The sequence below is a fragment of the Agarivorans sp. Z349TD_8 genome, from assembly GCF_050870825.2.
GTDB lineage: Bacteria > Pseudomonadota > Gammaproteobacteria > Enterobacterales > Celerinatantimonadaceae > Agarivorans.
This window is the reverse complement of record NZ_CP194037.2, coordinates 3,648,062-3,670,023: the sequence shown is the minus strand read 5'-3', so window position 1 is coordinate 3,670,023 and position 21,962 is coordinate 3,648,062. Positions and strand designations below refer to the sequence as shown.

Genomic DNA, 21,962 nt, shown 5'->3' with positions numbered 1-21,962 from the left:
CCTTAGCTGAAGATCATTAAGTTTCTTTAACAAACAGATAGCCTCTTCCTCGAACTGATTTTATATAGCGATAAGGTGGTGCATTGTCATTTATTTTTTTGCGTAGGGTGGATATTCGCATGTCTAGAGAACGGTCTAAACCATCATAGTCGATACCTCTTATTTCTTTAAATAAAAGGTCTCGGGGAAGCACGTGTCCAGCATTATCCATGAGGAAATAGAGTAAGTCGAATTCGGCATCAGTCAAGTCGAGCAATTGGTCCGCTAACCAAATTCGTCGCTGAGTTTTGTCGGCCAGCAGCTCTTGATAAACTATACGGTTGGGGTTGGGGCGAAACTCTGTGTAGTTGTCAGTTTCTGCTAAGCATTGACTGCGGCGTAACATCGAGCGTAAACGCGCTAATAATACATGTGGCCGCAGCGGTTTTTTTAAGAAATCATCAACCCCTAGATTGAGCGCCGATACTTCGGTGACCTCATCACCTTGAGCTGTCACCATTAAAATCGGCCCCGTATAAAACTCTCGAACCTTTTGGCAGACTTGGATACCATCCATACCGGGTAGCATCAGATCGAGTAGCACTGCATCGGGTAAATGTTTCGCTATTAATACCGGCGCATCATCTCCTCGTTCCGAGGAGATCACATCAAAACCTTCACTGCGTAAAAATGTAGCTACCAATTGCTGTTGTCGAGAGTCATCTTCAATTAATACGATCCGTTTTCTGTCTTGATTCAAATTTTATCCTCCCATGCACAAATGTTAGCCAAACCAGTCATTCTAGAGAGCCGCTTGCTTGATGCAATGAGTGCTGACAAAAAAACGACAAATATCATGACTTGATGAATCATAGATAAAAAGACAGCATAAATGCTCGCAATATTCGTATATCCAGTATCTTTATCTGAAAGCTGGATTTTATAAAGCATTTTTATTTTTTATTAAAGTTTGGCTCTCGCTTTTTTATTGAATAATGGTTTGCTAGTGCGAGCGATTGGAACGGCAAAAATTGATGCTAAAGTTGGTTTTTGTTAAGCAAATCAAATACTATAAAAAATTTATTTGTCAGTAGCTTAAACCTAACCTTTACTTTTTATTCCCAATAGGAATCGATTACATGGAAAGTCAGCAACAGCCGCGTTACCAATTTACATTCTTAGGGCGTGCCGGTGAATATTTTGGCATTTGGATCGTGAATATCTTACTCACCGTTATTACTTTGGGGATTTATTCCGCTTGGGCTAAAGTGCGCAATAAGCAGTATTTTTACGGCAATACCGAACTTGCCGGTGAGTCTTTTGAGTATTTGGCAAAACCTATACAAATTCTTATTGGCCGAATTATTGCGGTAATTTTGGTGCTTGGGTGGCTTACGCTACCTTCATTTCACCCCACTATTGGTGGCTTAATGGTGCTTTTGTTTGTGCTTGCTACGCCTGTGTTAGTGGTGCGTAATTTACGTTTTGATGCTCGGATGACGCGCTATCGGAATGTTCGATTCGATTTTGTAGGCAGTTATGGCCGTGCTTATATGGTGTTATTGGTACTGCCTTTGTTATATTTTGTTGGCTTCGCTATCGCTGCCGGGGGATTGACATTTCTCGCCCAAATGAGCTCACCGTGGATCCTCGGTATCATTAGTATTGTGGCCTGTGGACTAGGTTTAACCTTTATCTATGCTTTAATTACCAGCCAAATGAGTCAGTTTATTTTAAATGGCTATCGCTGGGGGCAGCAACAATTTGGCGCAGAGATTGGTACCGGACGCATATTTAAAATCTATTTAAAGACAGCGGCTATCGGCTTAAGCGGTTTGTTAGTCATTGTTGCAATCGGAGTCGCTATTTTTGTGGGTTCGATTGGTATTGATTTCTCTCAGTTGGGGGGATTAATACAGCAGCTTAACCCGGAAAACTTAGAGAGTGATCTTGGTGCTCACTATGGTTTGTTTGGGGCTATCTTGGCAATTTATATCAGTATGTTTTTGCTTGGCTGGTTTGTGAGTGCCTATCTAAAAGCCTGCTTACGTAACTATCAATTTGGTGAAACTGTTTTAGCTGATAAATTGCAGCTAAATTCAACAGTGAAACCTTGGGCGTTTTTAGCTTTGCTACTTAGCAATTTGTTGCTTACTGTGTTTTCTTTAGGTTTGGCCTTACCCTTGGTAAAGGTTAGGTACGCCCGGTTTATGGCAAATGCCACCGCAATTGACGGCGATATCGATCAACTGATTACTCATAATCAAGTGGATGACGGTAATGTTGCGATTGCCGATGAAGTAGCCGATGCATTTAGTATTGAAATTGGCGTGATTTAGGACTGACATGCTTATTTCTGGAAAAGTGTTTGTGGCGAATAGCTCGCTAATTCGAGCCGCCTGTTTAAGTTGTTCCGATGAAGGGAAGCTGGAGCTTCGTGATGAGGAAGGCTGTATTCGAGCATCTTTGGCCGAAGTCGAAGTGTCGATGGCGATTGGCCGTCAGCCACGTAGTCTGATATTTGCCAATGGTCACCGCTTTGTCGCGGAACAGCCCGAGCAGTTAGCGGCCTGGTTAGAGCGCCATGGCAAAGGTTCTCTGGCGAAGCGCATCGAGAGCAACCTTTTAGCGATAGTGTTTGGCGTGCTGCTGAGTGCCCTATTGATGTTTTGGAGTATCGATAAGGGACTGCCGCGTTTGGCACACTATCTGGCCGGTTTTGTGCCGTATTCAGTTTCGCAAGAATTGGGTCAACAAACCTTGAGTCAATTGCAAGCTTTCGGCTTTCAAGACAGCCAGTTGGATGCGTCCCTACAACAACAAATTAGCGCAAACTTTGCGCGCTTAGTTGAAGGAACTGGGGAGCTACCAGGCGAGCCAAAATTGTTCTTCTACAACATGGGTGAACAAGCCAATGCTTTTGCCTTAGCCGACGGCAGTATTATTGTGACCGACCGTTTAGTTTCACTGATGCAACAGCCAGAGCAACTGAACGGCATTTTACTGCATGAGCTGGGCCACTTTGTCCACCACGACGGGATGACAGCCTTGGTTCGTTCGACTCTGGTCACTAGCGCGGTGATGCTACTGGTGGGTGATGCGAGCGCCTTGGTTGATGGTTTAATGGGGGCCGCAGTCTTGGGCTTAAATATGGGGTATTCGCGTGAGGTTGAGAGCCGAGCTGATTTATTTGCTTGCCATAGCGCGGCCCATTTAGGTTTATCTGGCGGGCAAATACTGGCGGGTTATCAGCAGCTGTTTAACCAGCAACAGACCGCAATACCACAATGGATAAGTAGCCATCCAGAAGACCAGCAGCGGATCTTACAATTGAAGTCTTGCTTGCAAATGGAATAAGCCGAACAGACTGCTCTACAACGTTTTTATTGATTGTAAATTAGTGGCCTTCGAGCTACTTTTTCTTTGGCGGGGATGCTTACTCTGCGTTGCTTATAGCTTTTGGTGAAACTTTTCTTGATATAGTCGGAGAGCATTGGGCTTGGGGAAACCGTGCTCATCAGTTTATAGAACAGGGATTGTCTATGGCTAGAATATTTGTTTTGATGCTGGCTTGGACGGCAGCATCGTTTAGTGTTGATGTGCTTGCTGTGTCGGTCGCGAGTTACCCACAAGATTGGCGTTCTTGGCCGATTGCCAATGTGAGTATGGTACCGGGCAAAGATGTGGTGTTGCCTGCCGATACGCCTTTGTTTATTCAAGAAGCGGTTGCGGCTTACAATTGGATTAACGATGGCAAAGGCACCAAACTGACGACTTATGTACACCCCGATAAGGTCGCCCAATATGCCAGCCACGGTCCGTACAGCGATGGGGTTACGGTGGTTGGCGTATATGAAACTCCTGGCGTAGTGTTTGTGACAGAGCACATCGCAGGGCAAGCCATTTATGGAACCTATGATACGAATGGTCAGGATATAAGCGCCCTGCATCCCACCTTTGAGCCGGAATTTTGTGGTCGTTGCAAGCCCTTAAAAAGTAAATCTGAATTCGCCATATTCAAGCTCACTATTACAGCGCCAGAGCAGCCGTTTACTGGCTAATGAGGCTGGCAGATGGTTCTGGCTGCTTGGTCATCAGATAATCTGGATTAGTCTGGACTCAACCTGCCACTTTGCTTCGCAAGGGGCGATCTGTTCTGACTGGTTACTCTAACCCATTTATGCCCCGTTCTGTGTTAGCTACGAGGTAAAAGCTTTCGCCTACGGCGACGTCATTAAGCTTCAACGAGCAAAGCTTAGCTAAGCAAAAAGAAAGCTCGCCCAGCATCTTCTTAAACCCTGCGTTGCTTATTCTCAAGGGCGTTGAAGTAAACACTACGCTCAAACAGACTTCAACTTTGCTCCCTTGTTCATTTGCGCTACTCGGCGAAGATGATGGGATTTAAAAGCGTAATCTTGGCTATCGAGAGTGTGAAAGGTTTTTGTTTTTAGAATGGGTGTCTAGTTTATTATTTTTAGTTTTGGATAGATCTGTTAGTGAGGGTTTCGCCCTGACGGCGATATACTTTTCTTTGCTGGCCAAAGAAAAGTATACAAAAGAAAGGCCACCCAGCATCTTCTTAGATCCTCCGTTGCTCACTCACAAGGGCGTTGAAGTAACTCGCTACGCTCAAACAGACTTCAACTTTGCTCCCTTGTTCATTTGCGCTACTCGGCGAAGATGATGGGATTTAAAAGCGTAATCTTGGCTAGCGAGAGTGTAAAAGGTTTTTGTTTTTAGAATGGGTGTCTAGTTTATTCTGTTTATTCTATTGTGGGAGCTGTTAGTCTCGTTTTTATCATTTAGTTTTGGATAGATCTGCTAGTGAGGGTTTCGCCCTGACGGCGATATACTTTTCTTTGCTGGCCAAAGAAAAGTATACAAAAGAAAGGCCACCCTGCATCTTCTTAGCTCCTCCGTTGCTCACTCACAAGGGCGTTGAAGTAACTCGCTACGCTCAAACAGACTTCAACTTTGCTCCCTTGTTCATTTGCGCTACTCGGCGAAGATGATGGGTTTAAAAAGCGCAATCTTTACTAGCGAGGGTGTGAAAGGTTTTTGTTTTTAGAATGGGTGTCTAGTTTATTTATTTGCTCCATTGTTAGCTACTGCTCAAGGCAAGAAGCTTGGTCGACCAAGAGCTTACGGTAGCACAAGCGCAGTCTAGACCAAAAAAGCAGAAGGTCTATCACAACGTAAAACTGCAGAAGTGCTTGGTTTGGAGATTACGACAGTTAAAAGGCATTGGAATGTTACGGGTTAAGTCTATGTTTTAGATTAAAAATATTGATATTATAGGTGGTTTCGTCTATATTTAATTCACTTTACGCGCTTGAAGCGTGACCAGCTTCATCTGGTGTATCACCAGAGCTTTAAATTGTGTTTTTTTATGAGCACGATCACCACGAAAATCGGCAAGCCGATTTGTCGTGGCGTCCGTGCCCTTTAAGGTAAAGTTACAGAAAGCCCCGTAGTCAGGGGCTTTTTGTTTTTCTGGCGATCTATGTTTGTATGACTGAATTTGAAACCCATTTTGATAATTACCTAACGGCTTTGGATTATTCAAAGTTGCGTCTAATGAATGCACCAAACTTCTTGTTTTTGTGTGGTGGTCAAACAGGTACCTACGAAACAGGTCAGGATGGTGAGTCTAAATACTTTTCAATGAGGGGGGCAATTCTAGATACTATTGTGACTAGTTACGCCTCTTTGAGTGACAAGGTTCAATGTGCTGAAGAATACCAAGATTGGCTAGAGCATGGACAAGTTCAAAACCTGATTGATTTTGAGCTTGCAATTGCCGATATGGCAGGTGCAATAGTTCTCATATTGGAAGGGCCTGGTGCATTTGCAGAACTAGGTAGTTTTAGTGTTTTAGAAACATTGTCAGAAAAGCTCATACTTGTAGTTAATACTAATATTGTAGAAGAGAATACATTTATTAACTATGGTCCTATCAAGTATTTGCAAGACAATAATAAAGTAGTTTTAAAGTATCAATGGGATGTGAGATATTACATCGGCGGTGTAAATCAAGATAAAGTTTCTTCAAAAGTTAATGCTAATAAAGATACCACCTTGTCTGTATCCGGTAGAATTACAAAAAAAATAGAGGAAGAAATTAGTAAATTATCTACGGGTAGTCCTAAACTAGATCTAAGTAAAATTGGTCACATTTGCTTTGTTGTTGGTGATTTGATATTTACCTTTGGTTCTCTACGTATTTCAGAAATAAACAACGCCCTAAAAAACCACTTTAAAGTGGAAAGTAACTACTCGCTCGTAAAAACCTGTACTTATATACTGGAAAAGTTCGGTTTTATAAAGAAGGTTGATAGTGGCGATACTTATTATATCGCCACTAATGAGAATAAAGGATTTATAAAGCATTATTATTATGCTGATTTAAAAGAGTTAATAGACAATAAAAACCGTACAGATTTTGTACAGGACTTGCTATGCGTTATGGCTGATCATGATGAAGATCGGTTTGCTTCTATTACGGAGAATTGATATGGCAAATCTATTGAAAGAAATATGTAGTAATGCAAGTTTAAGTATTCAAGATGTAATAAAAGGCCTAAATACAGCACCATTGGCATATAAAGTATATACAATCCCAAAAAGAATAAAGGGGGAGCGAGTTATTGCTCAGCCAAGCCCGTTTGTGAAGGAAGTTCAAAGAGCTGTCGTTTCTGTTTTTCTATCAAAATATAATCCTTCTGAGGTCAGTACCGCTTATGTAGAAGGTAAATCTATAGTAGATAATGCTGAGCCACATAAAGATAGTGACTGGATACTAAAATTAGACTTTAATAACTTTTTCCCATCATTAAAGCCTAATGATCTATTTTTATTTCTTGAGCGTGAAGGAGAAGTTATTGGAGAGTTTGAAAAAAAAATACTTTCATCTTACTTGTTTAGACGAAACAATAAAAAATTAGAACTGTCTATTGGAGCTCCATCATCGCCATTGGTTTCTAACTTAGTTATGAAATCAATTGATAGTAAATTAGAGAAATACTGTAACGATAATGGTGTTGTTTACACTAGGTATGCTGATGACTTGACTTTCTCAACTATGGACTTTGATAAAATTGACGAGTTGAATAAATATATAACCACTCTCTTATCTGAGACCAAGAACCCTAAGTTATCAATTAATGAATCCAAAACGAAAATTATTGGTAGAGGGCGTTCTAGACGTGTGACAGGGATAGTGCTTACTCATGAAGATAAAATTTCTGTTGGTAGATATACTAGAAAAAAAATTAGAGCAATGGTGCATCACTACTATAATAAAACAATAAAAAAAGCTGATATACCTTATTTGCATGGGATAATTTCTCATATGATGAGTGTAGAGCCAGATTATTATAAGAAATTAGAAGAAAAATACGGTTCTGACTTTTTTATAAAGCTGGCTAAGGATTCTTATAAAATTGCTAAAGCAATTAAGCAGAGGAATCTAGTAAAATAAGTGACAATATTTATATATTATAAGAAAAACCAGTGGGTTCAGGTCTTGCCCTTTTCTATCTAAGGTTTCCTATACTTTAGTTAATTCAGAAGGAAGTACAGGGTCAAGTCTTTCCTTTTGCGCCTTGAAGTTATTGCGTACTTCAGTTAATCCGTCATTTGCTAAATTAGCAAGCCAGCTGACTCGCTTTTGTCCAAAAGTGAGTTGGTAATTTAGTGTGTAGCTTGTACGGTTAGGTCACGCTCGGTAATCCGCAGTGTCAGATTGTGTATGAGCTAGTACCGATAATCACACTAGTACAGATAATCACTCATCAACTCATCAACTCATCAACTCATCAACTCATCAACTCATCAATTCATCCACTGATCATCGAGAGAGCGGCGCTTGTGGGGGGAAGGTTTATTACGGATGAGGCTTTAGCGATCCAAATAGTCAGGCTAGCGGTACTTAATTGCGGCAGAATCATGCCCTCAATTAGGGCTTCAAAAAATAAACAATAGGCCAACATTTTGAATGATAGCAGACTTGATAAGTCGCTCAATTTAACTGCGCTAATTGCCTCGCAGTTGCCGTATAACGGTCACGAATAGGGGGGCTCAATCCTTTGAGCGCTGCGCCAGCACGGGTTTGTTGCTGGCGAAAGCAATTTACTGCGCCTTTTGGGCTGGCCAGATGGCGCAGTCCTTGGTGATTGGGAGCGCCAGCGCGTAGGCGCGAAGCGGTTTAAGATGTATCTTCTACTGGCTTTGGTTTGGTGGGTGACCGCTTCTGCTCAGTAACAGGATCAAGTAACTGCCACCTAATATAGAGGCAATGGTGCCCGCTGGCATCTGTACCGGATAGAGCAAGACTCGACCTAACCAATCGGATACCAACATTAATAATGCGCCAATGATGCACGCCAGTAGTAACTGCGGCGCAGCTTTCTTGGCGCCAAGCATCACCGCCATATGCGGTGCTAATAAACCCACAAAGGCTAAGGGGCCAATCACGGCGGTTACTAGTGCGCATAATAGCGCCACGATGATGAGTAATATCAGCCGAGCCTGGCTTATATTCAGGCCTCTCGCCTTAGCGATGTCATCTCCCGCCGAAATCAGAGTTAACCAGCGACTCAGTGACAGGCTGAGCAGCCCTAACAGCGTCACCGAGACGAGCAGCAAGATGACCTGTGAGGGAGCCACGCGATAGGTGGTTCCGGATAACCAGCCCAGGATGCTATAAACCTCATCACTGCCTTTGGCCAAAACAAAGGCGATGAGGGCGTCGATGAGTGCCGCTAAAGCAATGCCAATTAATACCATCATCGCGGGTGAAAACTGATGTTTTCTACCCAGTAACAGCAATAGGGCGAGGACCGCGCTACTGCCAATAAATGCGACTAAACTTCCCACCTCAAAAATTGACGCACCGGTGAAGATAGTGGTGATGACCAAGGCAAATGTAGCACCAGCCGACATCCCTAAAATGTCGGGGCTGGCCAAGGGGTTGCGGATCAGTCGCTGTAAGATTACCCCGGCCATGGCCATCGCTGCACCGCCCGCCACGGCGGCAAATACTCGTGGCCAGCGTAGCTGCCAGGTGTGTAAATTACTGATGGATAACTGCCAGCCATGCAATGAAGGTGCAACAAATAAGGCGACAAATAATATGCTTAACAATAGGCAGATTAAAGCTAGGGGCAGATGCTTGTGTAAGCTGACGGCGCCTTTTGGCAGGCTTAGACTTTGCTGGTCTTTCGCGCCTAGTTTACCACGGCTAAACCAAATCAGTGCTGGGGCCCCAATTAAAGCCGCCGCGGTGCCACTTGGGATCATATTGGTTGTGTAGCCGCTGGCAATCAGGGCAATCATATCGGTTATTAGCAGCAATAAAGCGCCAATTAAGACACTAAAGCATAATTGGTCACGGGCTGTTCTGGCACCTAAACTACGCACGATATTGGGTGCCAGCAGACCAATAAAAGCGATTAATCCCACAGCGGTAATCGCGCAGGAGAGCATCCAAATGGCGAAGCCAATCAGCGTGACCATGGTGGGAATGAGGCTTAAACCACGAGCCCCGGCCGCCTGTTCACCTAAACGTAATAGGCTGAGGGGGCGAGGGGCAAAATATAACAACAGGGGCATGGGCCACAACTTTGGTAGTAACCAAGTCACCCAACTCCAGTCGCTTTGAGTGAGATCACCAGCACCCCAAATAAACAGGTTTTTCGCATATTGATCATGTGTCATCACGATAGCCGTCGCGATGGCACCTAACAGCAGATTGATGGCCAAACCCGATAAAATCACTGGTAAGCCCCCCAAACCCTGACGACCCGCAATAAAAATGACCAGCGCAGTGCTGAGTAAGGCGCCTCCCATGGCAAACCAATGCCCATAAAGGGGAACTAGGCTGGGTAAGAAGACACTTAAACAGACCAAGCCTAACCACGCGCCAGAAGACGCGCCTAAGGTCATCGGCGACAATAAATAGTTTTGCGTTAATTGCTGCAAAAGGCTACCGACCAAACCCAATACGCCGCCCACAATAATCGCTAAGCTGAGTCTTGGCAGGCTGGCATACAAAAACATCACCTCGGAAAATTGCTGGCTTTGCCAGTGGTGAATCAGGCTCAGCTGACGGAAGAGGCTGGGTGCCTCGCCTATTTGTAAATAGCCGAGGGTAGCGACGATGAATATGCCGCCACTAAGGCTGTATCTGGATAATATGCTCATCGGTGTTGGGTTTACTCAGGACTGTTGATGTTTAATAAACTGTCGGTAAGGGCCTGAGCGAAGTAGCCAACCGAGTTTACGCCACCATAACTCCAGATAGCTTCCATGGTGGTGTAGTGGCCTTTGCGGACAAACGGCAGAGCTTGCCATAGCGGTGAGGCTTGCAACTGTTTTTCTTGATCAAAGGGTTTAATGTTGACCACGATGCCCTCTTCAATTTGAGCTAAATCGCTTAGTTTCTTCTGGGCGATCCCCCATTTGGAGGGGCCTAAAGGGAGCGCGGGGGCGATCCCTAATTGCTCGGCTGCGGCTTGGGAAAGTGAATTATCTCCATAGACGATAATCGTTGAGGCATTGTTGAATCGAATGGTGGTTACTTTGGGGATATGCCCCGAAAAATGTTGGGATATTTGTTGTTTTAAATCTACAAATTGCTTCTCTAAGGCGGTGAGCTTTTGTGCGGCGACCGTTTGTTTATCAAATAACTCGGCCAATTGCATAAAGATTTTTTTGGACTTTTGATAGTTATCCTGGCTGGCGTTAAACGAATCAAAAAACAGCGTTGGTGCAATTTTTTCTAAACGCGGCAGTAGATCGGCCTGTGAGCTACTCAGTAAGATGACATCTGGTTTGAGTTCTTCGATTAACTCGAGATTCGGCTCCATGCGAGTCCCCACATCGGTGACGCCTGCCGGAATGGCTGGTTTGACGACCCAGGTTTGGTAACCAGCAATATCGGCAATACCCACCGGGACAAGACCTAATTCTAATACGTTTTCTGCCATGGACCAGTTGAGTGCAACAATGCGTTGCGGCACCTTAGCAAAGTGATGCGACTTGATGTCATCGTTGATGGTTAAAGCCATTGCCAGGCTTGATTGAAGCACTAGCATCAATAAAACGGTTTTTATGATGAATGGAGTTCGGCGACAATGAGTTTGAATCATAATTGTTCCTCTTCGGGATAAGCGACCGCGGCCACGGGGAGGTTTTGCTGGGCTTGTTTGATTAAATCAAAATCCAAGCCATAAATTTTTCGCAGGTTCGCAGGTGTCAGTAATTGTTGAGGTGAGCCATCAAAACAGATTTGCCCCTGTTTTAAAGCCAGAATGCGATCGGCAAAGCGACAGGCCAGATTGACATCGTGCAAGATCACAACAATACCGCGCTGCTGCTGTTGGTTGAGCTGACGCAGTAATTGCATTAAGTCGTATTGATGACTAAGGTCTAAGGCGGATGTCGGTTCATCAAGCAGCAGCATCGGGGCCTGCTGGGCAAGTAACATGGCAATCCAGGCGCGCTGACGTTCCCCCCCTGAAAGTTGATCGGCTAGCTGCTCACCGTAGTGGCTGACATTGGTTTGCCGTAGGGCTTGCTGGACTGCTAAATGGTCACTGGATTTCCAGCGGCCTAAAGTTCCACGCCAGGGGAAACGGCCTAAACGGACTAATTCGGTCACCGTTAATCCCGCAACATCTGGAAGTCGTTGTGGCAGATAGGCCAGCTGCTGAGCCAATTGGCGCTGGGAAAGCCTCTCCAAGGAATGTTGATTTAAACAAATACGTCCTTGAGTTGGGTTTTGTTGGCGCGCTAATAGCTTCATTAAGGTCGACTTTCCGGAACCATTGTGGCCCAGAATGACGGTGATTTGCTGCGCAGCAATGCGCAACTCTGGAATATTTAACACGGTGTTTTGTTGATGACGTACGATGACGTGGTGTAGCTCTAACATCGGAGGTTTACTTTTTTATGGCTTACTGAACATGCCGCGCTGGGGTTTAACATGTTTGCAAGGATTGTTTATGTGCCGCTAAGCGCTGTGCTAACTCGGCGCGTTGCAGCTTCGGACAGTTGAGGCAGTAATCACCATCGGCTCGCCGATAGTGCTGGCAACAGGCTGAAGGTTTGGCCAGAACGGTACTGCGTTCTGGGTTTAACTCAAAATCAAAAAATGGTGATTTGGGCCCGAGTTGAAGTTGTTCACTCCAGGGACTTAATAAATGGCTGAGTGCCACACTGTTGAGTTGCGGGAATGCTGCAGCTAACTTGAGCATCAGATTAGCGATTTGATCTTTGACGAGACGCATGGCGACGGCTTCGCTCAGTCTACCCTGTTGTCCTAAGGCTGAGCGGTAGTCTTGTAATAATTGGCTTAATTGGCGACAGCTTTGATTTAATACCCATTGCTGATCATCAGCCGCTGTGGGGGAGCTAAGTTGCAGATCCAGATAGCCACTCACAATGCCACTCTCTAAGTTAAGTCTTTGCTTGAATTGGCTCAGGTCTAAACTGGTTTGGCGGGCATATACCGCAATCAATGTTAGTGTAATGGGTTGCCAAATGAGCATCCTCCAACTTTGGATGAGCCAATACACTTCGCCAGCTTCGGGATGTTGATGTTGCCAGCTGCGATACAATTGGCAAACTACCTCACTTATTTGTGGGGATTGGGCATCAATCAACGGCTGCGAGTTAAGCTGGTGAGTGTGTAATTCAATTAAGCTGGGGCTTAAATGTCGCGCCAGTTCAGCCAAAGGCTTGCTGCTTTGAAAAGCGGCGAGCAGGTATTGGCTGATGCTATCCAAGTTAGACGATGTCATGAGCAATATTGGCTCAATTGGCCTGCGGCGAAAATGCACGGAGGCCATGGTTGAGTCCTAAAAATTGTATCGAACATCGGCGGTGACGTATAAACCTTCACCATAACCAGTGGTTCCAGAGGTAGACGCATATGCCACGTAAGTCTTATTGAATAAGTTTTTCGCGTTTAAGCTCAGATCCCAGTGACCGGTTTGGTAAGCGGCCATGGCGTCAAATAGAGTCACTGATGGTACAGTGTACAGATCAGTGCCATCGGTGGTATCTCCTACATAACGGCTTCCTAAACCGACTCGTAAACCTTCAAGCGAGCTTTTGAATTGATAATTCGCCCATACCGAAGCGAGTCTATCGGGCACATAGGCGATCCGGTAACCGGTTTCTTCATCTTCAGTTCTTTGTTCGGTATAGGTGGCAATTAAATCAACTTGTAACCATTTTTTATGAACTTCGAACTCAGCGCCTTGAATACTGACATCAGCCAGTGGCCGAACACCACCATTGGGATTGGTTTGAACTCGATTTTTCTGGGTAATGTCATACAAAGAAACGGTTGCAAGTAGGTCTGAACCAGTGGGTTGATATTTTATGCCCGTTTCATATTGCTCGCCACGTAGCGGATCGAGGTAGATCAGTTTACCGTTATTCATATCCGAGACAGCTTGCTGAGGCTCGAATGATTGCGAGTAGCTTAGGTAAGGAGAGAGTCCGTTATCAAAGTGGTACATTCCACCGAAGCGTCCGGTCACCGCATCTTCGCTAGTATCGGCGATACTACCTTCGGTTTTGGTTTTGGTGGTGTCGTAGCGTAAACCAGCATTCACCGACACTTGAGCAATATTGACTTGGTCATTCAGATAAATACCAAGTTGCGAGGCCGTCACTTCTGCCCCAGGTGTAATGGTATAGCCGCTGGGAATGTTGCCATAAACCGGATTATAAGGGTCGATGGTACCACCGCTGCCAAACCAGACATCGTCACGTGTTTTTGCCTGCTGGCCGTCTACGCCGATTAATAGCGCATGTTCTGTCGCACCCAAAGAAAAATTAGCCAAGGCGCGCACATCGCTGGTGAGCACTTTGCTATTTCCTTGCTTATGGTACGCCGCACGGTTGATCGTGCCATCGGGGTTATACATAATCGGAGCGCCATCACTACTGGTACTCGGCGCATAAGACCACATGGAGCGGTAATCGGATTCACTATCGGTGTAGCGCATATTGGCTTGCAATGACCAGATCTGATTAAAACGATGGTCAAATAAGGCCGTTAGCGATAGTTGTTCGGTGTCATAACTATCCCAGCCGGGCTCACTTAAAAAGGTGCTTTTGTCGATATACTGGCCATTCGGTCCCGCGAACAGTGTACCTTCGGTAGGTAAAAATTGAAGTACTGTGCCCGATTCGTCGCGTTGATAGTTGGCCAATAGGGTTAAATTGGTTGCGTCACCCATCATCCAGGTTAAGGAAGGATTAATCAGGTAGCGATTGTCTTCGGTATGATTAACTTGGGTATCACCTTCGCGCGCTAAAGCGACCATTCGGTAGAGTAGGTTGCTGTTAGCAATTGGTCCGGTCGAGTCAATTGCAATTTGGCGTCGATTATGGGAACCGCCTTGGGCCAATAGTTGATGACTGGCCTGCTGTTGTGGCAATTTTGACACCAGATTCACAATGCCCCCAGTAGAGCCTTGACCAAATAATACCGATGAGGGGCCTTTGAGAACTTCAATTCGTTCCATAGAGAAGGTGTCGGGGCGAATGTTGTTATAGTAGCCAAACAGTGATTTCATGCCGTCCACATACTGGGTGGGGGCGACACCACGGACCAGACTCCAGTCACCACGTGAATCTAAACCAAAGGCACTACTATAGACACCGGAAGTATAAAGTAATGCGTCCTGTAGGTTTTTAACGCCGGTATCTCGCATAAATTGTTGGTCAATCACTGCAACGGAAAATGGTAGTTCTTTGATCGGAATATCCATTTTGCTGCCAGTTGTGGTTGAGTTAGCAATTCCTTTTTCAGCGACGACGGTGAGCTTATCACCAACCTCTAATTGCTCGTGATTGGCAGTGGTTTGTTCAGCGTTGACATTTTGGCTAAGTACGGCTGCTAGCAACACCGATATGTAAGTACGGTTCATCCTTAATTTTCCTGCATTAAGTTAATTCAGTGAGTTTCACTTCCTTTCAATAAACGGTATGATATTATCAAACACAAATAAGAACAATTCTTATTTGCGTTAATGGTTGTGGTTGCTTGTTGGTGAAATGTTGCGACAGGCTGAACTTGTAAACTTTTTGTTGGTGGCGAATTTTGATGATAAATGTCGCTGCCAGCACTAAGCATTCGTGTTGTTATTTCATCGACATGCAATCTCTGGGTTGTTGGGATCCTCATTATTCATCTTGTGAAAGAATGTTTATCAGTGGTAAAAAAATGAAGATATTAAAGGGCCGGTTGAGCTGGTCATGTTTACTCGCCGGAATGTGCTTGGCTCATGTGGTACAGGCGAGTGAAATTGATGCCAGTCTTAAAACAACTGAGCAAAGTCATCGGAAAAATCAGCAGACTCAGTTGAAGCTTGATGGTTTAGATGAGCGGGCACAACAAGCCTTTTTAGATTATCAGCAAAATCAGCAACAAGCCGATTTAGTAGAGGCTTATAACAAACAGTTGAGCTTGATGGTGGCTTCTCAACAGCAAGAGCTGGATGATTTACAAAGTCAGCTTGGCTCTTTAGAGGCGACTCAGCAAGCGGCCTTACCCTTGTTGGCTGATATGCTTGAGGGCTTAGCCCATTTTGTGGCGCAAGATTTGCCCTTTTTGCCGCAGGAACGTCAGCAACGTTTAGCTAAACTGCAAAATAATTTAGTGCGAGCTGATGTGAGTTTGGCCGAGAAATACCGTCAAGTATTAGAAGCCTACCAAATTGAAATAGAATATGGACGTACCATTGAGGCTTACCAAGGTAAGTTAACCAGCGCTGAATTAAAGTCTTTTAAAACATTGCCTACCCACGATGGTGACGAACTGCAAGTCGACTTTTTCCGCTTGGGTCGAACCGCCTTGTATTTTCAAAGTTTAGATAGCCAGATTAGCGGTTTATGGGATCCTCAGCAACAAGCTTGGGTGAGTTTACCTAAACAACACAATTTGGACTTACGCTCGGCGATTCAAATCGCTTGGCAACAGAGTATTCCCGAGCTATTAACACTGCCACTTAATCCGATCGAGCGGGGGCTGTAATGCGCATTTTGTCGATCTTATTATTTACCTTATTCAGTTTTTCAACACCGCTATCAGCCGCCGAGCCTAGTCATCGTTTAGCATCGCTCGCGACAGACATTCTTCAGCATGATGGTCAAGTCAATCAGCAGCGTTTAGCCGAATTTAAACAACACCTAGATAGTCAAAAGGCGCTATTGGCACAAAGCCAGCAACGTTTGGCCGCGGCGAATGCTCGGCAACTAGAATTAAAGCAAGCCTTTGACCAAAACGAACAGCATTTAACTGAAATACAGCAATTGTTGACTCAGCGAAGTGGTCAGCTCGGCGAAGTGTTTGGTGTCGTGAAGCAACAAGCCAGTGAGGCGCAAGGGCAGTTGCAGGATTCTTTGGTTAGTGCGCAGTTTCCGGGACGCAGCAAACAGCTAGATTTTGCTTCGGCACAACGAATTCCGAGTATCGATGAATTTAAGACTTTGTGGGTTAGCTTATATGATGAGTTAAATGAATCTGGAAAAATCGTTTTATTTGAGCGGGATGTGGTGGAGCCTTCCGGACAAACTCGCAGTACCCAAGTGTTGCGCATTGGTAATTTTCAGTTGCTTGACCAACAAGGGCATTATTTGAGCTGGCAAAACAAGCTGGATCAATTATTGGTGTTGAGTCGTCAGCCAGACGGCGCGGCGGTGAATCAGGCGAAAGCCTATATAGAGGGCAAGCAAGCCAGCTTAGTGATCGATCCTACCCGTGGCCAATTATTGGCCTTACTCGGCCAAGTGCCCAGCTTAGAGCAGCGAATTAAACAAGGTGGCTATGTGGGCTATATCATTTTGGCCTTGGGACTGATTGGTTTGGTGATGGCCCTGTGGCGGATGTTGCTGTTAAGCATCACCGAGATGAAGGTGAAGCGCCAGTTAAAAAACAGTTCAGGCCAACTATTCGATAATAACCCTTTAGGGCGAGTATTGAATAAAGCCCAGCAAAGTGAATTAGCAGTGGACGATTTAGCCTTAAGAGTTGAAGAGTCTATTTTAGAGGAAGTTCCTGGCTTAGAGCGAGGTCAAAGTCTGATTAAGTTGTTTGCGGCAGTTGCGCCTTTATTGGGGCTGCTGGGCACCGTGACCGGAATGATCGGCACTTTCCAGAGTATTACGCTGTTTGGTACCAGCGATCCGAAATTAATGGCAGGAGGGATTTCTCAGGCTCTGATTACCACGGTACTGGGCTTGATTGTGGCCATTCCACTGTTGTTTAGCCATAACTTGTTGAGTAGCCGTTCTCGCCGAGTGATTCAGATATTACAGCAAAAAAGTACCGCTTTATTGGCTGATCGACGTGAAGCTCAGCAAGTAAGGAGCAAACATGCTGCTTGATTGGAGTCGCTTTACAGCCTTGCTGCTGCAGTTTCTTCATTCCGGTGGTTGGGTGCTGAGCCTTATTTTGGCTTTAGCTGCTTTGTTGATGACGCTTATTTTGGAGCGTTATTGGTTTCGTTGGTTTAGTTTTCCAGTGTTGCGGCAACAATTTAATCAGAACGGTGCCTCGCAACGAGAACTGTATCGCTGGCAAAGTGAATATTGCGATTTAGATCTACAGCTTAAACAGCATTTATCATTTATTAAGTTATTGATTTCACTGTGCCCTTTAGTAGGCTTGCTGGGCACGGTCACCGGTATGGTACAGGTTTTTGATAGTTTAGCGCTTAACGGAACAGGCAATGCTCGTTTAATGGCAGCAGGCATTGCCAAAGCCACCTTACCCACTATGGCAGGTATGGCTATCGCGGTTTTTGGGTTGATTTTCCATACGCACTTGGCACGTTGGACCATTCGTCAACGGGCCAGCATTCAGGCGAGTGCGGCCTCACTAGGGACTCAACATGGATAATCAAAGATTAAATAGTAGAGTAGACAATGAGACAAACTAAGTTTTTATTCCAGCAAGAGGATGAAGCGCAGATCGATATGACGCCGATGCTGGATATCGTGTTCATCATGTTGATATTTTTCATCGTCTCCACTTCGTTTGTGCGTGAAGCCGGTATTGAAGTGAATCGACCCCAGTCGCAAACCAGTACCGAGCAAAGCCAAGGGGCGGTGATGGTTGCCTTAAGTGCTAAGGCCGAAATTTGGTTGGATGGTCAGGCGATAGACATTCGTATGTTACGTCCAACTTTGGAGCGTTTAAAGTCTGAGCAAGCCGATTTAGCGGTCGTGGTGCAAGCTGACGAGAAGGCCAGCACTGGTGATTTAGTGAAATTGCTGGATCAATTGCGCTTAGCAAACTTGCCGTACTCGGTGGCAACCCGGATGGGTGGTTAGTTATGTTGCGCTTGCTGGCATTTTCGCCTCTGGGTATTTTGTTTGCCTCGAGTTTTTTCTGGGCCTTAGCGCATCTTGCTGGCATCGGTCAAACGGCGAAGTTTGAACGCAGCGAAGCGCCGCACTTAAGTTTTTTGGCTGTAAAACAAGATAGCGATGTAGAACATCGCTTACGAGAGCGACAAAAACCACCAGAGCCAGAGCTCGAGGCTGTCCCAGAACTGCCACCAATGCCCTCGCAAACTTTAAGCCAAGCGCCACAGCCTAAAATCGATTTAAATTTACCGAGCATCAGTAGTACGCAAGTCGCGATTAGTTCGGTGAGTAATCTAATTCATATAGGCCCACCGGCTCCGGTTGCGGTGACGATTGATCGCAATCCGATGGCTTTGTCTCGGGTATCGCCAATTTATCCCCGCTCAGCGGAGCGACGCAAGATTGAAGGTAAAGTCACGGTGCACTTCACGGTAAAAGAAAATGGTGAGGTCGCGATTGGCAGTATTAAGGTGGTGAAATCGGATCCCAAAGGGGTGTTTGAAGCGTCGGTTAAGCAGGCTTTAATGCGTTGGCGTTTTCAGGTTAAAACCGAGAATGGTAAGGCGGTTTCTTTTAGAGCCTTACAAACTTTCGAATTTACTCGCGGTGATTAAGGAATGTTTATGTTAAAGCATATGATACTGCTGGCTTTACTTTGCGTGAGTGCTGCGGGATTTGCCAAGACTAATCAGCTCAATCAATATGAGTATAAGCAAATCAATAGCGCCTTGAGTTTGATTGAGCAACAGCAGCCTCAGCAGGCGAAGCGGGTGTTAGTGAAGCTTGAGCAGACACTCAAACCACTTGCGGCGCGGGCCTATGCTCTGGCAATTACTCGACTTAATTTGGCGCAGTTAGCCTTGAGCGGTGATCACTACCAACAGGCTCTTAATTATTATCAGCTCGCGGTGGACTCTAATACGCTCGAGCCAGCACAGCTGTTGCAACTGATGCTAGTCAGAGCACAATTAAATCTAGCCTTACAACATTGGGCGATTGGCGCTGAGCTATTGGAGACTTGGTTAAGCCAAGCCGAGCCAAGCTCAATTGCGGCTAGCCATTATCAGCTGTTGGCTCAGGCAAAATTGCAGCAGCAGCAATGGCGCGCTGGGGCGGAGGCGATTGAACGGGCCATCAGTATGCAAAAATCAGCAACGGTGCCGATAAATTGGTATCAGATGGCGATGGTCAGTCGCTCTCAGCTGTCGCAATGGCGCTTGGCGATCAAATGGCAAAAGCAGCTGCTGTCAGCCGAGCCGAAAAAAATGTCGCACTGGTATCAACTTGCGGCGTTGTTGATGCAAAATAAAGATGAGCCTGCTGCTTTGGCCAGTTTACGCTTGGCCTATCAGCAAGGATTATTTGAGAAGCCAAGCCAGTACACCTTGTTGAGCCAATTATTGATACGTCAAGGCAATGCCTATTTGGCGGCGCAGATCTTAGAGCAAGCGATGCAGCGTGGGCAGTTAAAGCGAAATAAGCGTTATCAGTCTTTGCTTAGTCAAGCTTGGTTGCTGGCCAAGCAGCAAAAGCAGGCGAGTGCTGCCTTAGCGCAACTTTTGAAAATTGACGATAGTGAAGCGAATTTACGTCAGTATGCGCAATTGTTATTGCAGCAGCAACAGTGGAATAAAGCACTTGATGTGTTACAGCATTTGGCGGATAAACAAGCTAAAGTTGAACCACGCTTGTGGTTAATGATGGGGATCGCCAATATTCATCTGGGGCAGTTAAGTAGAGCGCAACAGCTGATTGCTAAGGCAGAAACCGATGATAAGTTACGCAACGAGAGTCAAGTGTGGCTGAATTACATTAGTCAGGTACAGGCGGGCTAGCAGCCTGTTTGAGGGGCTCCGCTTGATACTCTCTAGTTGTTGCCTCCTTCGCTGGCGCTGCCGCTCAAGAATCTAAAAACGACGGTAGACACGATTTTTTATATTCTATGCAGTTAAACGTATGTTTTATCTGCTTTTACTTAATTTAACAATTGTGATTCCGCTAACGATAATCCTTGATTAAAGATCGTATTTTAAACCGATGTTTCATTTTGGTTTTAATCAATTAAGGATGCTTATGAAGCCACTCGTTGTTGCCAGTTTACTGAGTGCTGTAATGGCACTAACACCTCAGTTACTGCATGCCAAAGCCGCCGAAGGCGCGACGTATCAAATGCAAGCATTTGACCAAGCCCAGCGTAGTTTTCCGGTTTTTTATCAGAAGCTTAAACAGCGGATGCCATTTACCATGAGCTGGGCAAATAACCAACTGAGTCCCCAACAGTGGCGGGAGCAAGGTTTAGCCAAAGCGCGTGAGTTGATCCTCCCTTATCAAGATGACACCCCCTTTAAACCGATGGTGATCGACCAAGTTGATCGCGGCTCTTATATTGCGCAAAAGGTGGTGTTTAATATCAGTAACGAGAGTCGGGTGATGGCGTTTTTGCTGACGCCGAAGGGCGAAGGGCCATTCCCCGCCGCGTTATTTCTGCACGATCATGGCAGTAAATTTGATATTGGCAAAGAAAAGTTTGTGCAAACCTGGGATGACGAGGCTCGTTTAGCCTCTTCACAAAAATGGGCCGATAAGTTTTTCACCGGGCGCTTTCCGGGGGATGAACTGGCAAAACGCGGCTATGTGGTATTGTCCATCGATGCCTTAGGCTGGGGCGATCGTTCGGTGCCTGGCTTTGTCACCGGTTCACAACAAGCGCTGGCCTCCAACTTGTTTAACTTAGGTGCTTCCTTCGCCGGTATTATCGCGCTGGAAGATGTACGCGCTTCAGAGTTTTTAGCCAGCCAGCCGCAGGTGGATAAACAGCGGGTTGCGGCCATAGGTTTTTCCATGGGGGCATTTCGCTCGTGGCAGGTGGCTGCCTTATCGGATGCGATTACCGCCAGCATTGTTGATTGCTGGATGGGGACGATGAAGGGCTTGATGGTACCGGGTAACAATCAGCTGAAGGGGCAATCGGCTTTTGCGATGTTGCATCCCTATATTGCGCGTTATCTCGATTACCCTGATATCGCCGCCCTGAGCGCGCCGAAACCGATGTTGGTTTATGCGGGCGCTAAAGATAAGCTGTTTCCGGTGGATTCGGTGAAGTCGGCCTTCTATACCCTGCATTCGGTTTGGGACGCCAATGGTGCTGGCGATAAGCTAGAAACCAAGTTGTGGGCCGATAAAAGTCATACCTTTACCGAAGATATGCAGCAGGCGGCCTTTGATTGGCTAGATAAGCAGTTTGCTCGCTAGTTGTGGTGAAGGGGGCTTTCGCTTGCTTGAAGCACCCTTGAGTCAATTCCAATTTCATTCGCGTCGCTCGCAGGAAGTACCACCACGGCAGGCTGAGCGCGTTGTTTCGATTGGCTAGATAGGCAGTTTGCTCGCTAGTTGTGGTGAAGGTAGTTGTTAAGGTAGCGGTTAAGGTAGTGGTGAAGGGGGCTTTCGCTTGCTCGAAGCCCCCTTGATTCAATTCTACTTTCATTAGCGTCGCTCGCAGGAAGTACCACTACGGCAGGCAGAGCGCGTTGTTTTGATTGGCTAAATAAGCAGTTTGCTCGCTAGTTGTGGTGAAGGTAGTGGTGAAGGGGGCT

General features: G+C 45.7%; 18 protein-coding genes. 12 read left to right on the top strand and 6 right to left on the bottom strand.

From position 1 onward, the window contains the following. Positions 1 to 16: 16 nt before the first annotated feature. The gene (locus ACRRS1_RS16550) at positions 17 to 739 is read right to left on the bottom strand and encodes a response regulator (RefSeq protein ID WP_432452098.1); all 723 of its coding nucleotides are present in this window, start codon (positions 737 to 739) and stop codon (positions 17 to 19) included. A gap of 379 nt (positions 740 to 1,118) precedes the next feature. Here ACRRS1_RS16550 and ACRRS1_RS16545 point away from each other — a divergent pair, with 379 nt between their 5' ends. From ACRRS1_RS16545 to ACRRS1_RS16525, 5 genes are all read left to right on the top strand, one after another. Beyond that, the gene (locus ACRRS1_RS16545; protein WP_432467352.1) at positions 1,119 to 2,318 is read left to right on the top strand and encodes a YjgN family protein; all 1,200 of its coding nucleotides are present in this window, start codon (positions 1,119 to 1,121) and stop codon (positions 2,316 to 2,318) included. A 7-nt stretch (positions 2,319 to 2,325) separates the two neighbouring features. After that, positions 2,326 to 3,336 carry a M48 family metallopeptidase gene (locus ACRRS1_RS16540; protein WP_432459917.1) on the top strand — a complete coding sequence of 337 codons (1,011 nt, stop codon included), beginning with the start codon at positions 2,326 to 2,328 and terminating at the stop codon, positions 3,334 to 3,336. A 185-nt stretch (positions 3,337 to 3,521) separates the two neighbouring features. Continuing rightward, positions 3,522 to 4,040 (top strand): hypothetical protein, encoded by a 519-nt coding sequence (locus ACRRS1_RS16535; RefSeq protein ID WP_432467353.1) that lies wholly within the window; start codon positions 3,522 to 3,524, stop codon positions 4,038 to 4,040. A gap of 1,450 nt (positions 4,041 to 5,490) precedes the next feature. Continuing rightward, the gene (locus ACRRS1_RS16530) at positions 5,491 to 6,492 is read left to right on the top strand and encodes a retron St85 family effector protein (RefSeq protein ID WP_432467354.1); all 1,002 of its coding nucleotides are present in this window, start codon (positions 5,491 to 5,493) and stop codon (positions 6,490 to 6,492) included. A 1-nt stretch (position 6,493) separates the two neighbouring features. After that, on the top strand, positions 6,494 to 7,459 hold the full coding sequence (locus ACRRS1_RS16525; RefSeq protein WP_432467355.1) for a retron St85 family RNA-directed DNA polymerase: 966 nt from the start codon (positions 6,494 to 6,496) through the stop codon (positions 7,457 to 7,459). A gap of 740 nt (positions 7,460 to 8,199) precedes the next feature. On the opposite strand, the gene fhuB is transcribed toward ACRRS1_RS16525, so the two are convergent. Genes fhuB through ACRRS1_RS16500 form a run of 5 tightly spaced genes read right to left on the bottom strand, consistent with a single transcriptional unit; the run spans position 8,200 to position 14,927 of the window. Further along, a complete protein-coding gene (gene fhuB / locus ACRRS1_RS16520) occupies positions 8,200 to 10,182 on the bottom strand; it encodes a Fe(3+)-hydroxamate ABC transporter permease FhuB (RefSeq protein WP_432467356.1) in 1,983 nt (660 codons plus the stop codon). An 11-nt stretch (positions 10,183 to 10,193) separates the two neighbouring features. After that, positions 10,194 to 11,129, bottom strand: coding sequence for an iron-siderophore ABC transporter substrate-binding protein (locus ACRRS1_RS16515; protein ID WP_432467357.1), 936 nt, complete (start codon positions 11,127 to 11,129; stop codon positions 10,194 to 10,196). After that, positions 11,126 to 11,914, bottom strand: a complete 789-nt coding sequence (locus ACRRS1_RS16510) for an ABC transporter ATP-binding protein (RefSeq protein ID WP_432452106.1) — start codon at positions 11,912 to 11,914, stop codon at positions 11,126 to 11,128. Before ACRRS1_RS16510 ends, ACRRS1_RS16515 begins: the two co-directional genes overlap by 4 nt. Positions 11,915 to 11,960: 46 nt before the next feature. Next, positions 11,961 to 12,830: a siderophore ferric iron reductase gene (locus ACRRS1_RS16505; protein WP_432452107.1), complete on the bottom strand. Its 870-nt coding sequence runs from the start codon at positions 12,828 to 12,830 to the stop codon at positions 11,961 to 11,963. Positions 12,831 to 12,839: 9 nt separating this feature from the next. Further along, complete coding sequence (locus ACRRS1_RS16500; protein WP_432467358.1) at positions 12,840 to 14,927, bottom strand: TonB-dependent siderophore receptor; 2,088 nt, start codon at positions 14,925 to 14,927, stop codon at positions 12,840 to 12,842. 296 nt (positions 14,928 to 15,223) lie between these two features. Here ACRRS1_RS16500 and ACRRS1_RS16495 point away from each other — a divergent pair, with 296 nt between their 5' ends. The 7 genes from ACRRS1_RS16495 (at position 15,224) to ACRRS1_RS16465 (ending at position 21,621) form a co-directional block, all read left to right on the top strand. Then, the gene (locus tag ACRRS1_RS16495) at positions 15,224 to 16,033 is read left to right on the top strand and encodes a DUF3450 domain-containing protein (protein ID WP_432452109.1); all 810 of its coding nucleotides are present in this window, start codon (positions 15,224 to 15,226) and stop codon (positions 16,031 to 16,033) included. Beyond that, the gene (locus ACRRS1_RS16490; protein WP_432467359.1) at positions 16,033 to 17,385 is read left to right on the top strand and encodes a MotA/TolQ/ExbB proton channel family protein; all 1,353 of its coding nucleotides are present in this window, start codon (positions 16,033 to 16,035) and stop codon (positions 17,383 to 17,385) included. The genes ACRRS1_RS16495 and ACRRS1_RS16490 overlap by 1 nt, the downstream gene beginning before the upstream one ends. Next, the gene (locus ACRRS1_RS16485) at positions 17,375 to 17,899 is read left to right on the top strand and encodes a MotA/TolQ/ExbB proton channel family protein (RefSeq protein WP_432452111.1); all 525 of its coding nucleotides are present in this window, start codon (positions 17,375 to 17,377) and stop codon (positions 17,897 to 17,899) included. The genes ACRRS1_RS16490 and ACRRS1_RS16485 overlap by 11 nt, the downstream gene beginning before the upstream one ends. A gap of 26 nt (positions 17,900 to 17,925) precedes the next feature. Further along, positions 17,926 to 18,333, top strand: a complete 408-nt coding sequence (locus tag ACRRS1_RS16480; protein WP_432452112.1) for an ExbD/TolR family protein — start codon at positions 17,926 to 17,928, stop codon at positions 18,331 to 18,333. A 2-nt stretch (positions 18,334 to 18,335) separates the two neighbouring features. Further along, positions 18,336 to 18,983: a TonB family protein gene (locus tag ACRRS1_RS16475; protein ID WP_432452113.1), complete on the top strand. Its 648-nt coding sequence runs from the start codon at positions 18,336 to 18,338 to the stop codon at positions 18,981 to 18,983. A 9-nt stretch (positions 18,984 to 18,992) separates the two neighbouring features. Continuing rightward, positions 18,993 to 20,204 (top strand): hypothetical protein, encoded by a 1,212-nt coding sequence (locus tag ACRRS1_RS16470; RefSeq protein ID WP_432452114.1) that lies wholly within the window; start codon positions 18,993 to 18,995, stop codon positions 20,202 to 20,204. A 238-nt stretch (positions 20,205 to 20,442) separates the two neighbouring features. Beyond that, on the top strand, positions 20,443 to 21,621 hold the full coding sequence (locus tag ACRRS1_RS16465) for a dienelactone hydrolase family protein (protein ID WP_432467360.1): 1,179 nt from the start codon (positions 20,443 to 20,445) through the stop codon (positions 21,619 to 21,621). The last annotated feature ends 341 nt before the right edge of the window (positions 21,622 to 21,962 follow it).

Excerpts from the sequence above, each read along its gene's own strand:
- ACRRS1_RS16545 (WP_432467352.1), top strand. The coding sequence starts at position 1,119 with ATGGAAAGTCAGCAACAGCCGCGTTACCAATTTACATTCTTAGGGCGT.
- ACRRS1_RS16540 (WP_432459917.1), top strand. The coding sequence starts at position 2,326 with ATGCTTATTTCTGGAAAAGTGTTTGTGGCGAATAGCTCGCTAATTCGA.
- ACRRS1_RS16535 (WP_432467353.1), top strand. The coding sequence starts at position 3,522 with ATGGCTAGAATATTTGTTTTGATGCTGGCTTGGACGGCAGCATCGTTT.
- ACRRS1_RS16530 (WP_432467354.1), top strand. The coding sequence starts at position 5,491 with ATGACTGAATTTGAAACCCATTTTGATAATTACCTAACGGCTTTGGAT.
- ACRRS1_RS16525 (WP_432467355.1), top strand. The coding sequence starts at position 6,494 with ATGGCAAATCTATTGAAAGAAATATGTAGTAATGCAAGTTTAAGTATT.
- fhuB (WP_432467356.1), bottom strand. The coding sequence starts at position 10,182 with ATGAGCATATTATCCAGATACAGCCTTAGTGGCGGCATATTCATCGTC.
- ACRRS1_RS16515 (WP_432467357.1), bottom strand. The coding sequence starts at position 11,129 with ATGATTCAAACTCATTGTCGCCGAACTCCATTCATCATAAAAACCGTT.
- ACRRS1_RS16510 (WP_432452106.1), bottom strand. The coding sequence starts at position 11,914 with ATGTTAGAGCTACACCACGTCATCGTACGTCATCAACAAAACACCGTG.
- ACRRS1_RS16505 (WP_432452107.1), bottom strand. The coding sequence starts at position 12,830 with ATGGCCTCCGTGCATTTTCGCCGCAGGCCAATTGAGCCAATATTGCTC.
- ACRRS1_RS16500 (WP_432467358.1), bottom strand. The coding sequence starts at position 14,927 with ATGAACCGTACTTACATATCGGTGTTGCTAGCAGCCGTACTTAGCCAA.
- ACRRS1_RS16495 (WP_432452109.1), top strand. The coding sequence starts at position 15,224 with ATGAAGATATTAAAGGGCCGGTTGAGCTGGTCATGTTTACTCGCCGGA.
- ACRRS1_RS16490 (WP_432467359.1), top strand. The coding sequence starts at position 16,033 with ATGCGCATTTTGTCGATCTTATTATTTACCTTATTCAGTTTTTCAACA.
- ACRRS1_RS16485 (WP_432452111.1), top strand. The coding sequence starts at position 17,375 with ATGCTGCTTGATTGGAGTCGCTTTACAGCCTTGCTGCTGCAGTTTCTT.
- ACRRS1_RS16480 (WP_432452112.1), top strand. The coding sequence starts at position 17,926 with ATGAGACAAACTAAGTTTTTATTCCAGCAAGAGGATGAAGCGCAGATC.
- ACRRS1_RS16475 (WP_432452113.1), top strand. The coding sequence starts at position 18,336 with ATGTTGCGCTTGCTGGCATTTTCGCCTCTGGGTATTTTGTTTGCCTCG.
- ACRRS1_RS16470 (WP_432452114.1), top strand. The coding sequence starts at position 18,993 with ATGTTAAAGCATATGATACTGCTGGCTTTACTTTGCGTGAGTGCTGCG.
- ACRRS1_RS16465 (WP_432467360.1), top strand. The coding sequence starts at position 20,443 with ATGAAGCCACTCGTTGTTGCCAGTTTACTGAGTGCTGTAATGGCACTA.